Genomic DNA, 13,167 nt, shown 5'->3' with positions numbered 1-13,167 from the left:
CCGCCACGTCATCCACGCCGCCGCCACCCGGGTCATCCTGATCGTGTCCACCGCCGCCGACCGGATACCGGTACCGGCCGGACACCACCTCGTCGCCGTCGACACCGTGATGTCCCAGCCCCTCGGTCACTCCCACGACCGGTTCGTCCCCGCCGAGCGGCCGACCAGCACCGGCGAGAACTGCTACGTCCTCTTCACCTCCGGCACCACCGGACAACCCAACGGGGTCGTCGTCACCCACCGCAACGTCTGCAACATCCTGCTCACCGCACCGGGAGACCTCGGCATCCGGCCAGGCTGGCGGGTCGGGCAGCTACTCAACGTGGCGTTCGACATGGCGGCGTGGGAGATCCTCGGCTGCCTCAGCCACGGCGCCACCCTCGTCATCCGGGGCCGGGACGTCGCCACCACCGCCCAGCGCGTCGACGCGCTCATCGCCACCCCGACCATCCTCAGCGGCCTCGACCCCGACCGGTGCGAACAGGTGAAGGTGGTGGCGGTGGCCGGCGAGCCGTGCCCCCGACCTCTGGCCGACCGGTGGGCCCGCCGCTGCGCCTTCTACAACGCGTGCGGTCCTACCGAGACCACCATCGTGAACACGATGCACCGCCATGACGTGAACGCCGCCCGCCTGACCATCGGCCGCCCGACCCCCAACAACACCGTCTACGTCCTCGACCCGGCCGGTCGCCCCTGCGCCATCGGCGACGTCGGCGAGATGTGGGCTGGAGGCGACTGCGTCTCCGCCGGCTACCTCGACAATCCGGCGTTGAACGCCGAACGCTACGCCCCCGACCCGTTCCTCGGTGACGGACGACTGATGTTCCGCACCCGGGATCTCGGCCGCTGGACCCTCGACGGCCAACTGGAACACCTCGGTCGGACCGACGACCAAGTGAAGATCCGGGGATTCCGGGTCGAACTCGACTCCGTCTCGGCCGTCCTCGAGTCCGTCCCCGGCTGCCGGCGGGCGGCTACCCTCAAACTCGACGACCGCAGCCTCGTGTCGTTCGTCGCCCCCCGCCACGTCGACCCCGAGGCGGCGAAGCAGGCCGTCGCGTCTGCCCTGCCCTACTACTGCGTCCCGACGACCATCTATCCGATGGCCGCATTGCCCGAAACGAGCCGCGGAAAGATCGACAAGGTGGCGCTGCTGCGTCTCGCCACCTCCGGCCAGTGGGAGCGGGCGGCATGAGCGTCGCCAGCCCAGTTGACACCCCGGCCACTCCCGCCGCCGTTGCCGTCCCCGCCGCTCCTGAACGGCTTCGCGTCGCCCGGGTCACCCTGCCCCCGCCGACGTCGCTGCCCCGACGCATCCTCAAGCATCCCCGCCTGATGCACCACCACCGCCTCGTCGCCCTCGTCCTCACGGCGAACCTGGCGCTGCTCGGACACGCCCTCACCCACGGCCGCTGGTGGTCAACCGACCACACCAACCTCAAGGCCATCTCCAGCGCCGTCCTGGCCAACTTCGCCCTCGCCATCCTCATCCGCCAGCAGTACGTCATCAACCTGCTGTTCTGGCTCGCCACCCGGGCACCCACCCGGTGGCCGCTGAGAATCCGCTGGACCCTGGCGAAGGTGTACCACTTCGGGGGGCTGCACGTCGGTGGCACGCTCGCCGGAACGCTGTGGTTCCTGGTCTTCGTCGCGTCCGCCACCACCGCCGCGCACCGGGGCGAACCCGTGCCCATCAGCCTCCTCGTGGTCTCCTACCTCCTGCTCGCGCTCCTGAGCGTCATCGTCACCACGGCGCGACCGACGTACCGGGCCCGACACCACGACCGGTTCGAACGGGTGCACCGCTTCGGCGGATGGACCGCGCTGGCCCTGTTCTGGACCCAGACGGTGCTCTTCGTCCGGGCCGACCACGACCGGAACCTGCTGACCGCACCGCAGATCTGGGTCCTCGCCATCCTCACCGTCAGCGTCGCCCTGCCCTGGCTGCGCCTGCGCAGGGTGCCGGTGGAGATCACCCGACCCTCCAGCCACGTGGCGCTGGCCCGATTCGACCACGGCGCGACACCGTTCGCCGGATCCTCCACCGCGATCAGCCGCCGTCCGCTCTGGGAATGGCACTCCTTCGCCAATGTGCCCGCTCCCGGCGAGACCGGCTTCCGGCTCACCATCTCCCGCGCCGGCGACTGGACCGGATCATTCATCGACGACGCCCCCTCCCACGTTTGGGTCAAGGGCATCACCACCGCGGGGGTGGCCAACATCGAAACCCTGTTCACGAAGGTCGTCTACGTCGCCACCGGCAGCGGCATCGGCCCCGTACTCCCACACCTACTGGCCCGGAAGGTGCCCTCCCGGCTGGTCTGGGCGACCCGCAGCCCACGGACCACCTACGGCAACGCGCTCGTCGACGAGATCCTCGCCGACCAGCCCGACGCGATCGTCTGGGACACCGCCGAACACGGCAAGCCCGACATGGTCCAACTCGCGTACGCCGCGTACGAGGCGTTCCGCGCCGAGGCCGTCATCTGCATCTCGAACAAGAAGCTGACCTGGCAGGTCGTCCACGGCCTGGAGCGCCGGGGCATCCCGGCGTACGGCGCCATCTGGGACTCCTGAACGGAAGGAAACAGCCACATGAACCACATCAAGATCGAACAACGCGACCGGGTCGTGACCGTGCAGTTGCACCGGCCGGAGGTACTGAACGCCCTCAACACCGACCTGATGACGGAACTGGTCGACACGCTGCGCCCCCTCGACCGCGACCCCGACGTGGGCTGCTTCGTCATCACCGGCTCCGACCGGGCCTTCGCCGCCGGCGCCGACATCCGCGAGATGGCATCCAAAACGGCGCTAGAGATGTTCACCGAGGACTTCTTCGCCGGCTGGGACGCCTTCGCCGCACTGCGTACCCCGAAGATCGCCGCAGTGGCCGGCTACGCGCTCGGCGGCGGCTGCGAACTGGCGATGATGTGCGACCTCATCTTCGCCGCCGACAGCGCCCGGTTCGGCCAGCCGGAGATCACGCTCGGCGTCATCCCGGGCATCGGCGGCACCCAGCGACTGACGAAACTGATTGGCAAGGCCAAGGCGATGGACATGATCCTCACCGGCCGGCTGATGGACGCCGAAGAGGCGGAACGGGCCGGCCTGGTCGCCCGGGTGTTCCCCGCCGACCGGCTGCTGCCCGAGACGACGGCCGTGGCCGAGACCATCGCCGCGTACGGCAAGCCGGCGGCGATGGCCGCCCGCGAGGCGGTCGACCGGGCCCTGGAGGTCGGCCTGCGGGAGGGGCTGCTCTTTGAACGACGTGCGTTCCACGCCCTGTTCGCCACCGAGGACCAGGCCGAGGGCATGCGCGCGTTCCTGGAGAAGCGACCCGCGCGCTTCCGTGGCCGGTAGAGCCGGACGTAGACGATTCGGTCGCCTCGGTTCAGGGCATCATCGGCTGCCACGTCGCGCCCGCGTCGGCGCTGCGCAGCACCCGGCCCTCCTCGGTGGCCAGGTAGACGACGTTCTCGTGCACGGTGAGGGCGACCGGGGCGCCCGGAGCGCGGCCGGCCGTGGACGACCAGGTCGCCGCCCCGTCGACGGAGCGCACCAGCGTGCCGTCCGCCGTGACCGCCACCAACTCCCGCGGGGACCAGTGCAGCAACACCGCAGGCGGGCCCCCGGCCGGCTCCCAGGTGCGGCCGCCGTCGGTGGAGCGGCGCATGCCCTGCTCAGTGGTCGCCAGGAGGGTGTCCGGGCGGTGGGGGTCGATCGCCAGGTCGTAGGCCTCGACTGTGGAGCGGGTCTGCCAGCTGACCCGGTCACTGCTGGCCATCAGGGCGCCGCTGGTCGAATCCAGGCCATACACGACGCCGCGGGAGAAGCGCAGCAGGTGGAAGTCGGCCTGCCCGGCCAGGGACAGGCTCTGCCAGGTGCGGCCGGCATCGGTGCTGCGGATCAACCCCAGGTGCCTCGGCCCGTCCTCGCCGGGGGCCGGGTGCCCGGAGGCGAGGAACTCGTCGGGGCCGGTCACCGTGAAGCCCATGGTGTCCTGGCGGCCGTTCCCGACCCGGGTCGCCTGGGCGCCGGAGAGCCGGAACACTCCGTGGTGGGTGGCCACATACAGCTGACCATCGGCGGGGTTCACGCCGAGGCCGTGTACGTGGCTCAGCACGCTGTCCGACGGCGTCGAGGCGGTCGACGAGCCGGCGTCCCCCCGCCAGCCGGCCGCGGTGACCGCTGCCGTAACCAGCAGAAGGACGCCGACGGCGACGCCAAGCCACGCCATCCGATTCTGCCCCTTGTGGGCCACACCCAGCTCCCTTGCCTCGACTGCGCAACCTGCGTCGGCAGGCGCGGAGTGTCCCGCAGCTGCGCACCGATGGTATGCCATCTACTATTGCTCGCTAGTAGTAGTGTTCGTGAGGCGTCACGGTGAGACATGACCCGACGGGTCGAATGGGCGCGCCCTCCGATGGCGCAGCGAGGAGGTTACCGGTGCGTCAGGTCACGGCGGCGCCTGACCGGGCGATACGGCGCGCGGCGTCGGTGGCTGGGGCTGCGGTACTGGCTGCGGCCGTCGGATTCGTGCTGCGGTTTGATCCCACCGATCGGGTCGCCGACCCGACCGGCCCGTGCCTGTGGCACTCCGTCACCGGCATCAACGGCCCAGGCTGTGGCGGCACCCGCATGTTCTACTACCTGGTGCACGGCGACCTCGCCGAGGCGGCTCGTCACCACCTGGCCGCGCTGGTCGCGGTGCCCTTCCTGGCCTACCTTGGCGTACGCTTCCTCGCCTCGGCCTGGCTCGGGCGCGAGCTGCCCGCGCTGCGCCTGCCCACCTGGGTCTACGGGACCTACATCGCCGTCTTCCTGCTCTACAGCACGGTGTTGCGCAACCTGCCGTGGGCGCCGTTCTCCTGGTTCGACATCCCCAACCTGACCCCGTGACCCCCAACCGTCACGCATCCCGCCTCGCCCGGCCACCCGCACGTTCCGCTTCTCCGCATGGGCACGGCCGGTCATCACTTATGCAACCTATTATCCTTTACTGGTACGAACAGGACAACGCGCCAGCAACCGGGCAGGCTGAGCAGCCTGCCGCAGGTGCTGCTGCTCGCCGCGGCGGGCCTGGCCCAGGGCCGCCGCGTTCGTCTCTTGCGCCGGCCCCGCGGGCCGCAGACGGAGGCACGGGCGCTGCAACGTCAGCGTAGGCTGACGTGGATGTGGGAGGCGTTGTGTCGTTGAACGGCCTGGGCGAGTTGGAAGCCGTTGTCATGGACGTGCTGTGGCAGGCGAGCGAGCCCCTGCGGGTGCGTGAGGTGCTCAATAGGCTGACCGGTCGGACCCTGGCCTACACCACCGTCATGACCGTTCTGGACAACCTGCACCGCAAGCAGTGGGTGCTGCGCGACAAGAGCGGCAAGGCCTACCACTATCGGCCCGCCGGCACCCGGGAGGAACTTGTGGCTCGGACCTTGCGGCGCATGCTGGAGACCAGCCTCCAACCGGACGTGGTGCTGCTGCACTTCGCCCGATCGGCCACTGATCGAGAACTGGCGGTGCTGCGAGAGGTCCTCGACGAGCGGTCTGATTCCCGATGAGCCCCGCCGTCGCCCTCACCGTCGGTGCGCTCGTCGTAGCCTGGCTGGCCCCCGCGCTGCTGGAGCGTGCCGTCGGCCGCGTGCGTGATCCGATCGCCGTGTTACTCGCCTGGTGGGGCAGCCTGGCCGCAGTGCTGGTGACCTTCGCCGCCGGAGTAGCATTGCTGCTCGCGCCGGTCAACCGTCTCGAGAGTTGGGCAGAGAAACTGGCGCACCACTGCTGGCTTGCGGTGCGGCACGGCCACCTGCCCGCGCAGGACGAGGTCCTCGGCTTCGCCGGTGCGCTGGCGGTCTCCGCGCTGGCCGCGCGATCGGCGGTCGCGGCGGTTCGGCAGTGGCGTGCCCAGCGGGAGTCCCAACAAGCGCACCAGGATCTGATGACTCTGCTCGGCGAGACCGTTACGCCGGAGCGGGAACCGGTGTTGCGGGTTCCGCATTCCGTGCCGCTGGCGTACAGCGTTGGCGGCCGTCGCGGACTGCTCGTCGTCAGCGCCGGCGTCTTGCGGCTGCCTTCGGCACAACGCGCGGCGGTGCTGTGTCACGAGCGGGCGCACCTGCGCGGCCGCCACCATCTGATCGTCGCCCTCGCGGAGGTCCTCGCCGCGGCCGCACCGTGGGTGCCGCTGACCCGCCGCGCGCCGCGCGCCATGCGACTCCTGGTCGAGCTGTGCGCCGACGCGGCCGCCGTTCGCGCCTGTGGCGCGCCCGCGGTTCGTGCAGCACTGATCGCCCTCAGCGGTGCTCCGCACCCGGCGCACGCCCTGTCGATGGCCGGAGCGGACGTGCCGGCGCGGCTGCACCGCCTGCAGGGCGGGGCACCGGGCCACCGAACCTGTGCCCGTGTCGCTCTTCCACTGGCCGCGGTGGTCGCGCCGGCACTGGTCAGTGCCGTCACCGCCATCATCTTCTGCGCCTGAGCATGACACGCCGCTTCTAGAGGGAGAGAGAATCCCTCCTTACGCCCTGAACAGGAACGCCAGCGGTCCCTCCAGGCGAAGGAATACCCGAAGGGACCGTGACGCAGGACGGCAGGTGATCAGGCCCAGATCATCCGGGTCACTATGTTGGGACTGGGAGTACACCCGACCAGGCGAGACGTACGGCCAGGCGTACAACGGGTTGGTGTACGTCAACCAGCGCTGGGTGTTCACACCCCGTCCGATCGCGCTGTCCAGCCGCACCCTGAACCACCTTGCCGACCTCATCCGCGCCGAACGAACCCAGCGGCGGGGCCGGTGGCGGCGCCTCGACGCCAGCCGACAGGCCCTGCTCGCCCTGGCCCACCGCCGCGACGTCGACAACCTGCCGACGGTGACCGCCATGGCTGGGAGGCTGCACCTCGTCCACCGGCGCCTGCATGACCGCGTCCGCGTGATGCCCGTCCGCCGCCAAGCGCGTCGCTGTATCGGCACGGAACGCGAACATCACGAAGTGGTGGGAGCTGTCTCCGGCGCGGATCTCGTACACCCCGGTCGGGGTCAGCGAGCCCACCTCGAACCCGGCCTCCTCCACCGTCTCGCGGCGGGCAGCGTCCTGCGCCGGCTCCCCGAACTCCACCTTGCCACCCGGCAACAGCGGCCACCCCGCGTACGGGCCGCGCTGCGACGCTGCCGTTCGGCACGTTGCGGTGGCGGTACGGCGGCGCGCCGGCCGAGACATGATGTACCTCCACCGACGACACCAGCGTGGCGAGTGGCCGGACGGGCAGCCGCTCCCGGTAGCTCTGGCCCGGCGGCTCCATCGACACATCGTTGCACCGCCACGCGGGCGTACCTATGACCAGCCCGGGCGGCCCCCACCGAGTGAATCGGCTGGAGGCCGCCCAGGAATGGATTGTCAGTTGGCGCCAGCCGCCTGGTGAATGGTCGTCCTGAGCTGGTCGACGGTGCGGGGGCCGCCCCACGCGGGCGCCAGCTCGGAGTGCTCAGCCGAGATCGCGTACATCTGGCTGTCCCCGGCGCCTTGCAGCCACAGGCCGTCGTTGTACGCGGCATACAACCGTGCCTCGACGGGGATCGCGGCCGGCCGGACAACCGTCGTGCGGCCGTTGGGCCGCCAGGCGGTGATGTCCTCCAGCACCGCCACGACCTTGGCCTGCGGATTCAAAGCGTCCAACTCCTGCGGCGTGGCCTTGCTGCTCGTGGACATCGAGACGTAGACGCGGCCGCCGGTGACCATGGTGGTGTCGCCGTCGAGCACCTCCTCGACAGCGATGACGAAGGTGGCGTACGAGCCGATGGCCCGCTTCGTCACCTCAGGGTCCGCGCTCGAGAACCGGATGCCGTCGGTCACCTTCACGAGCGTGCCTTTGACGACGAGGTCCGCCCTGCTGACCGCGTCGTCCGGCGAGGTGAGCGCCGTGTAGTCCATATCCATGCCTGCCCCTGCGAGCTGGGTGAGCCGCTGGACCGACCCGTCCGCGGTGCTCGACGCGTCGCCGGCCGCGGCGCTGGAGCAGGCGGCGGCGAGCGCGACGGCCGCGGCAGCGATGAACGACCTGAGAATTCTCATCGGTGTCGCCTTCTTTCCGGCTCGCTCAGTAGCGGCCGTTGATGTGGCCGATGTCGTGGGAGTGGAAGGTGCGCCACTTCATGTCGCGGCTCGGCACCTCGCCGCTGATCATGGCGCAGTCGTGCGCGCTGGGAGAGTGGTGTCCCAAGCCGACCGTGTGACCGATCTCGTGCACGGCGGTCTTCCGGCGGTCGTACCAGTCGTCGGTGCCCCTGTCGAGCTCGGCGAAGTCCATGTCGACGACGGCGCTGTTACAGACGTTGCTGGAGGCCCAGTCCGCGCACCTGGCTTGTCCGCGCGTGCCCGCGGGCAGGTTCCACACATACCATTGGATGTCGGTGCCGGACACGCAGGCGCCAGGGCTCGGGCCGTTCCTCTCCAGGAAGGTCACCATGTCGGTCGGCTGGCCCAGCCGGTCCATCGACCAGTAGACGACATCCTTGTATTCGGTCGTCCAGCCGGACCCCGCGAAGCAGAAAGCGTGGCCGCTGCTGTCCGCGTACCAGGTTTCCGGAAACGGGGTCGCCTGCGCGCTGGTGGGCGCGACTACCAGGGTGCCGGCCACCACGACAGCGGCCGCCGCGAGCAGTCTGCCCGCGCTGCCGACCATGCGTTTGAGGGCTGTCTTCGCCATGCGTCGCCTTTCCGGTGCGGGTCGAAGGGATATCGAAGCGCGAGCACGCTATCGGGCCGTACTTCGAAAGCGCTCCGAAGCCGCTCCGATTCCGGCGACGCACGTCCACGTCGGTGGGCTCCGGCGGCGGCACCGCCGAAAACGACAGCAGGAAGCCGCCTTCCGTTCATTCCGAGTTCACTCACCCTCTGTGTGTCGACCGGTTCGTCCACGCTGGACCATCCGCGGATCCTGGCATGATCGGGCCGGAGCCCGGGGAGGAAATCCGATTGCGTTACCACGTCCTGGGGCCGGTCGCGGTCCACCGTTCCGGCGATGCCCTGGCCCTTGGCGGGCCGAAGCCGCGGGCCCTACTCGCCGCGTTGCTGCTGAGCGCGGGCCGGGTGGTGCCGGAGGAACGACTCATCGCGATGGTGTGGGGTGACGAGCTGCCGCCAAGCGTACGAGGACAGCTGCAGACCCACATGTCCGCGCTGCGCAAGATCCTCGGCGCCACGGTCATCCTCCGGCGCCCGCCGGGCTACCTGATCGACGTGCGACCGGGTGAACTCGACCTCGACGAGCTGGACGACGCCGTGGCGCAGGCCCGGGTGGAGTCGGCGGCGCGGCGGCCCGCCGCGGCTGCGACCCGGCTGCGGACGGCGCTAGCACTGTGGACGGGACCGCCGCTGGGCGGCGTAACCGAGCCGCTGCTCGCCCACGAGGGCCCGGGCCTGCGGGAGCGGCGGCTGGCCCTGCTGGAGGGGCTGTTCCAGGCGGAGCTGGACGCCGGCCGGCACGAGCACGTAATCGGAGAGTTGCTGCACGCGGCGCAAGAGAACCCGTACCGGGAGCGGCTGCACGCCCAGTCGATGCTGGCGCTGCATCGCTGTGGGCGCACCGCCGAAGCGCTGGAGGCCTTCGTGAAGGTCCGCGTCCGGTTCGTTGCCGAACTGGGCGTCGAACCCGGGCGGCTGCTTCAGCAGACCCAGCGACGGATCCTGCAGGGCGAACCGGTGGAGGCACAGGCCGGGCCGGCCACCCCGCGACAGCTTCCCGCGGACCTGCCGTCCTTTGTCGGCCGCTCGGCGGAGCTGTCCCATCTGGACGCTCTGCTCGGCGGCACCGACGTGCTCGGCGTACGGATCGCCGCCCTCATCGGCACCGCGGGGGTGGGCAAGACCTCACTGGCCGTGCGGTGGGCGCACCGAGTCAGGGCGCAGTTCCCGGACGGGCAGCTCTACGCCAACCTGCGCGGTTTCGACCCGGCCGGTCCAGTGGTCGACCCCGCCGAGGTCGTACGCGGATTCCTGGACGCCTTGATGGTGCCCGCCGAGCGGATCCCGACCGGCCTGGACGCGCAAGCGGGGCTCTACCGCAGCGTACTGGCCGACCGGCAGGTCCTGATCGTGCTGGACAACGCCCGCGACACCGAGCAGGTCCGCCCACTGCTTCCCGGCGCCCCCGGCTGCCTGGTGCTGGTCACCAGCCGCGCCAATCTCACCGGTCTGATCGCCACCGAGGGCGCTCGGCCCGTCTCGCTCGGCCTGCTCAGCGACGGCGAGGCCCGGGAGATGCTGGCCCGTCGCCTCGGCGCGGAGCGCCTGGTACGGGAACCGGACGCGGTGCGCGAAATCATCACAGCGTCCGCGCGGCTGCCGCTCGCGCTGGCCATCGTCGCCGCCCGCGCCGCGACGCACCCGACCTTCCCCCTCGGCGCCATCGCGGAGAAACTCCGCGAGCACGACGGCGAGTTGGACGTCTTCGACGGGGGTGCCCCGGCCAGCGACGCGCGTGCGGCCTTCGCATCGTCGTACCGGACCATCAGCCGGGAGGCGGCGCGCGCGTTTCGGCTGATGGGTCTGCACCCGGGTCCGGACGTCTCCGCGGCGGCCACGGCCAGCGTCGTGGGGATCCCCCTGCGCGCGGCCCGCCGCGCGCTCGCCGAGCTCACCCGCGCCCACCTTCTCGTCGAGCACAGCCCGGGCCGGTACGCGTGCCACGACCTGCTGCGCGGGTACGCCGCCGAGCTGGCCGGACGCCACGACACCGACGCCGAACGCCGGGCGGCGCTGCACCGCATGCTCGATCACTACCTGCACACGGCGTGGTCCGCCGACCGGCTACTCATCCCTCAGCGCGACCCGATCGACCTCGCACCGGCGCAGCCCGGCGTCACCATCGAAGACCTGGCAGACCAGCGGCAGGCGCTGGCGTGGCTCCAGACCGAGCACCGGATTCTCGTCGCGCTGATCCACCGGATGCCGGCCGCGTTCGACACCTACAGCTGGCGCCTCGCCTGGACGCTCGCCACCTTCTTCGACCGGCAAGGGCACTGGCATGACTACGTCGCGACGCACCGCGTCGCGCTGGATGCCGCCCGCCGGCCGCAGGACACCGTCGGTCAGGCACATACCCACCGCAACCTCGCTCGCGCCTACGCCCGCCTGGGCCGGCACGATGACGCGCAGGACCACCTGCGCCAGGCTCTGGACCGCTACCGCGCATGCGGCGACCGCGTCGGCCAGGGACACGCGCACGGCAACCTGTCCTGGCTGCTGGAACAGCGAGGCCGATACGCCGACGCGCTCACCCACGCGCGCCTGGCGCTCGACCTGTACCGGCTCGCCGGCGACAACGCCATGCAGGCCAACGCCCTCAACACGGTCGGCTGGCAGCACGCGCTCCTCGGTGACTACGACCAGGCCCTGAAGCACTGTGAGCAGGCCCTAACGCTGCTGCAGGCGCTGCACGACCGGTTCGGCGAAGCCGTCACGTGGGACAGCATCGGATACGTCCACCAACGTCGCGGCAACCTCTCCCGGGCCACCGCGGCCTACGGGCACTCGATCGGCATGTTTCACGAGGTCGCGGACCGTCTCAACGAGGCCAAAACCCTCACCCGGCTCGGCGACACCCACCTCGAAGGCGGGCAGCCGGACGCCGCCCGCCGCGCCTGGCGGCGAGCCCTCGCCATCCTCGACGAACTCGGTCACCACAGCGCCGACGACCTCCGCGCGAGACTCGAACCGGTGGAACCTCGCGCCTCCTGACGCCGGGTAGGGCCCATACCCGCTGAGATCGCCCTACTGCGATCGCAGTACGGGCGGTGTCTGTGGTTGGACGATACGGCGGCCACCTTCCTTCCGGAAGCTTGAGCCCGCAAGCGACTGTTGGAGATGGGGCGTGTGATCGAGGTGAGCGGCCTCAGCAATAGGTACGGGGACAAGCTCGCGGTGGACGCGTTGAGTTTCGGCACGCTCGTGTCGATCATGCGGCCGGGCACGGTGATCGCGCTCCGCTAGCCGATGCCCAGGACGGGCAGGCACTCCTCGACGCCGGTCAGCTCGATGTCGTCCCGGCGGACCCGTTCCCACGCGTCCCGAGTGAGCCGCCACTGCTGGATCCGCGCGGGCTCGCCGCGGCGGGTGTCCCAGTCCGTGCCGTTCGGTTCGTAGCCCAGGCCACGGGAAACGCGGTTGGACGCTTCGTTGTCGACGAAGGCGTCGCTGCCGGCTTCGCGTGCGCCCAGCCCGGCGAAGGCCAGCTGCAGGATCGCCGCCCGCATTTCCTTGCCGAGCCCCTGTCCGCGGCTGCCGGGGGTCAGCCATGAGAAGCTGGACACCGTGCCGAACCGCGTGAAGTTCGTGCCGATGAGGTCTTGCATGCCGACCGGTTCGCCGTCGACGAGCACGGCGAAGTACAGCCGCCACGAATCCGGGCTCACTCGGGCGCGGCCGGCCCAGATGCCGCGCAGCCATTGCCATTCGCGTTCGGGGCTGTCGGCGTAGAACGAGATCGGGTCGTCGAACGGCCACGGCTCGGCGTTGGCGACCCCGGCCCGCACGAGCGGCACGAGACGTTCCAGCAGTTCGTCGGACGCGCCGGCCAGCGTCAGGCGCGGCGTGCGGACTTCGACGTTCAGCGGGGGATAGGTGTGGGCCACTGCCCGGACGATAGCCGGCCCGCCTGGCCGCCGCATTCGGTTTTCCCTAGGCGGTGTCCTAATCGGAGCCGGAGGATAATGGCGGCGATGGTGAGTCGGCTTGGTAGTAGGCGGCGCGTTTGGCGTAGCGGATGGCCAGGTCGCGGAACTGTTTGAGCCGGTTGAAGCAGCGTTTCACGACGGATGGTCGGTGGCCGGGTCGCGGCGGGCGCTGGCGGCGTGCTGGTGGGCGCGCACGGAGGAGGTGTCCACCCCGATGATCCAGTCTTTGCCCTCCTCGGTGTCGCAGTCGATGTGCAGGGTGTCGCAGATGCGCTGCCAGTGGCAGCAAGGGTTCCAGCAGATCCCATTCCTCGTCGGTCAACTCATGCCGTCGAGCCATGCTGGTCTATCTACCGAACCTCGCACTGGAAATCCACGAGACACGCCCTAAGGCGAGACCGCGACCGTGAAGAAGTTACTCACGGATTCGGGTCTGAGCCGTTGACGACGCACGGAAACGGTGGGGGCGGTCCGAAGGATCGGACCGCCCCGGCCCGGTT

12 protein-coding genes and 2 pseudogenes are annotated in these 13,167 nt (G+C 70.4%); 9 read left to right on the top strand and 5 right to left on the bottom strand.

From position 1 onward, the window contains the following. The 3 genes from C1I99_RS21400 to C1I99_RS21390 form a co-directional block, all read left to right on the top strand. On the top strand, positions 1–1,195 hold a 1,195-nt coding region (locus C1I99_RS21400; protein WP_111136004.1), incomplete at its 5' end, for an AMP-binding protein. Then, positions 1,192–2,577: an FNR domain-containing protein gene (locus C1I99_RS21395; protein ID WP_111136006.1), complete on the top strand. Its 1,386-nt coding sequence runs from the start codon at positions 1,192–1,194 to the stop codon at positions 2,575–2,577. The genes C1I99_RS21400 and C1I99_RS21395, both read left to right, overlap by 4 nt. 18 nt (positions 2,578–2,595) lie before the next feature. Beyond that, positions 2,596–3,363, top strand: a complete 768-nt coding sequence (locus C1I99_RS21390; protein ID WP_111136003.1) for an enoyl-CoA hydratase-related protein — start codon at positions 2,596–2,598, stop codon at positions 3,361–3,363. A 31-nt stretch (positions 3,364–3,394) separates the two neighbouring features. Here C1I99_RS21390 and C1I99_RS21385 read toward each other — a convergent pair whose 3' ends face one another. Further along, the gene (locus C1I99_RS21385; protein ID WP_111136002.1) at positions 3,395–4,240 is read right to left on the bottom strand and encodes a F510_1955 family glycosylhydrolase; all 846 of its coding nucleotides are present in this window, start codon (positions 4,238–4,240) and stop codon (positions 3,395–3,397) included. Between the two features lie 299 nt (positions 4,241–4,539). Here C1I99_RS21385 and C1I99_RS21380 point away from each other — a divergent pair, with 299 nt between their 5' ends. From C1I99_RS21380 to C1I99_RS21365, 4 genes and pseudogenes are all read left to right on the top strand, one after another. After that, the gene (locus C1I99_RS21380; RefSeq protein WP_233512633.1) at positions 4,540–4,902 is read left to right on the top strand and encodes a DUF2752 domain-containing protein; all 363 of its coding nucleotides are present in this window, start codon (positions 4,540–4,542) and stop codon (positions 4,900–4,902) included. A 287-nt stretch (positions 4,903–5,189) separates the two neighbouring features. Next, positions 5,190–5,555 (top strand): BlaI/MecI/CopY family transcriptional regulator, encoded by a 366-nt coding sequence (locus C1I99_RS21375; RefSeq protein ID WP_325049225.1) that lies wholly within the window; start codon positions 5,190–5,192, stop codon positions 5,553–5,555. Next, the gene (locus tag C1I99_RS21370; RefSeq protein ID WP_111136000.1) at positions 5,552–6,472 is read left to right on the top strand and encodes a M56 family metallopeptidase; all 921 of its coding nucleotides are present in this window, start codon (positions 5,552–5,554) and stop codon (positions 6,470–6,472) included. Before C1I99_RS21375 ends, C1I99_RS21370 begins: the two co-directional genes overlap by 4 nt. 226 nt (positions 6,473–6,698) lie before the next feature. Continuing rightward, positions 6,699–6,884 (top strand): annotated as a pseudogene (locus C1I99_RS21365) (IS5/IS1182 family transposase); the annotation flags it as partial. A gap of 30 nt (positions 6,885–6,914) precedes the next feature. On the opposite strand, the pseudogene C1I99_RS21360 reads toward C1I99_RS21365, so the two are convergent. The 3 genes and pseudogenes from C1I99_RS21360 to C1I99_RS21350 all read right to left on the bottom strand — a co-directional run. Then, a pseudogene (locus C1I99_RS21360) lies at positions 6,915–7,214 on the bottom strand (NUDIX domain-containing protein); the annotation flags it as partial. Between the two features lie 177 nt (positions 7,215–7,391). Continuing rightward, positions 7,392–8,066: a hypothetical protein gene (locus C1I99_RS21355; RefSeq protein WP_111135999.1), complete on the bottom strand. Its 675-nt coding sequence runs from the start codon at positions 8,064–8,066 to the stop codon at positions 7,392–7,394. Between the two features lie 25 nt (positions 8,067–8,091). Beyond that, complete coding sequence (locus tag C1I99_RS21350; protein WP_146604011.1) at positions 8,092–8,700, bottom strand: zinc metalloprotease; 609 nt, start codon at positions 8,698–8,700, stop codon at positions 8,092–8,094. Between the two features lie 236 nt (positions 8,701–8,936). Here C1I99_RS21350 and C1I99_RS21345 point away from each other — a divergent pair, with 236 nt between their 5' ends. Both C1I99_RS21345 and C1I99_RS34620 read left to right on the top strand, forming a co-directional pair. Then, positions 8,937–11,732: an AfsR/SARP family transcriptional regulator gene (locus C1I99_RS21345; RefSeq protein WP_111135997.1), complete on the top strand. Its 2,796-nt coding sequence runs from the start codon at positions 8,937–8,939 to the stop codon at positions 11,730–11,732. Between the two features lie 126 nt (positions 11,733–11,858). Next, complete coding sequence (locus C1I99_RS34620; protein ID WP_267897502.1) at positions 11,859–11,984, top strand: hypothetical protein; 126 nt, start codon at positions 11,859–11,861, stop codon at positions 11,982–11,984. Here the strand turns inward: C1I99_RS34620 and C1I99_RS21340 are convergent. Then, positions 11,981–12,625, bottom strand: a complete 645-nt coding sequence (locus tag C1I99_RS21340) for a GNAT family N-acetyltransferase (RefSeq protein ID WP_111135996.1) — start codon at positions 12,623–12,625, stop codon at positions 11,981–11,983. The genes C1I99_RS34620 and C1I99_RS21340 overlap by 4 nt on opposite strands. Positions 12,626–13,167 lie beyond the last annotated feature (542 nt).

Source organism: Micromonospora deserti, from assembly GCF_003236335.1.
Lineage (GTDB): Bacteria > Actinomycetota > Actinomycetes > Mycobacteriales > Micromonosporaceae > Micromonospora > Micromonospora deserti.
The sequence above is the reverse complement of the archived record's forward strand: the minus strand, read 5'-3'. Positions and strand labels throughout refer to the sequence as shown.

Bases quoted from the DNA above. Each gene is read 5' to 3' on its own strand.
- C1I99_RS21395 (WP_111136006.1), top strand. From the start codon at position 1,192: ATGAGCGTCGCCAGCCCAGTTGACACCCCGGCCACTCCCGCCGCCGTT.
- C1I99_RS21390 (WP_111136003.1), top strand. From the start codon at position 2,596: ATGAACCACATCAAGATCGAACAACGCGACCGGGTCGTGACCGTGCAG.
- C1I99_RS21385 (WP_111136002.1), bottom strand. From the start codon at position 4,240: ATGGCGTGGCTTGGCGTCGCCGTCGGCGTCCTTCTGCTGGTTACGGCA.
- C1I99_RS21370 (WP_111136000.1), top strand. From the start codon at position 5,552: ATGAGCCCCGCCGTCGCCCTCACCGTCGGTGCGCTCGTCGTAGCCTGG.
- C1I99_RS21355 (WP_111135999.1), bottom strand. From the start codon at position 8,066: ATGAGAATTCTCAGGTCGTTCATCGCTGCCGCGGCCGTCGCGCTCGCC.
- C1I99_RS21350 (WP_146604011.1), bottom strand. From the start codon at position 8,700: ATGGCGAAGACAGCCCTCAAACGCATGGTCGGCAGCGCGGGCAGACTG.
- C1I99_RS21345 (WP_111135997.1), top strand. From the start codon at position 8,937: ATGATCGGGCCGGAGCCCGGGGAGGAAATCCGATTGCGTTACCACGTC.
- C1I99_RS34620 (WP_267897502.1), top strand. From the start codon at position 11,859: ATGGGGCGTGTGATCGAGGTGAGCGGCCTCAGCAATAGGTACGGGGAC.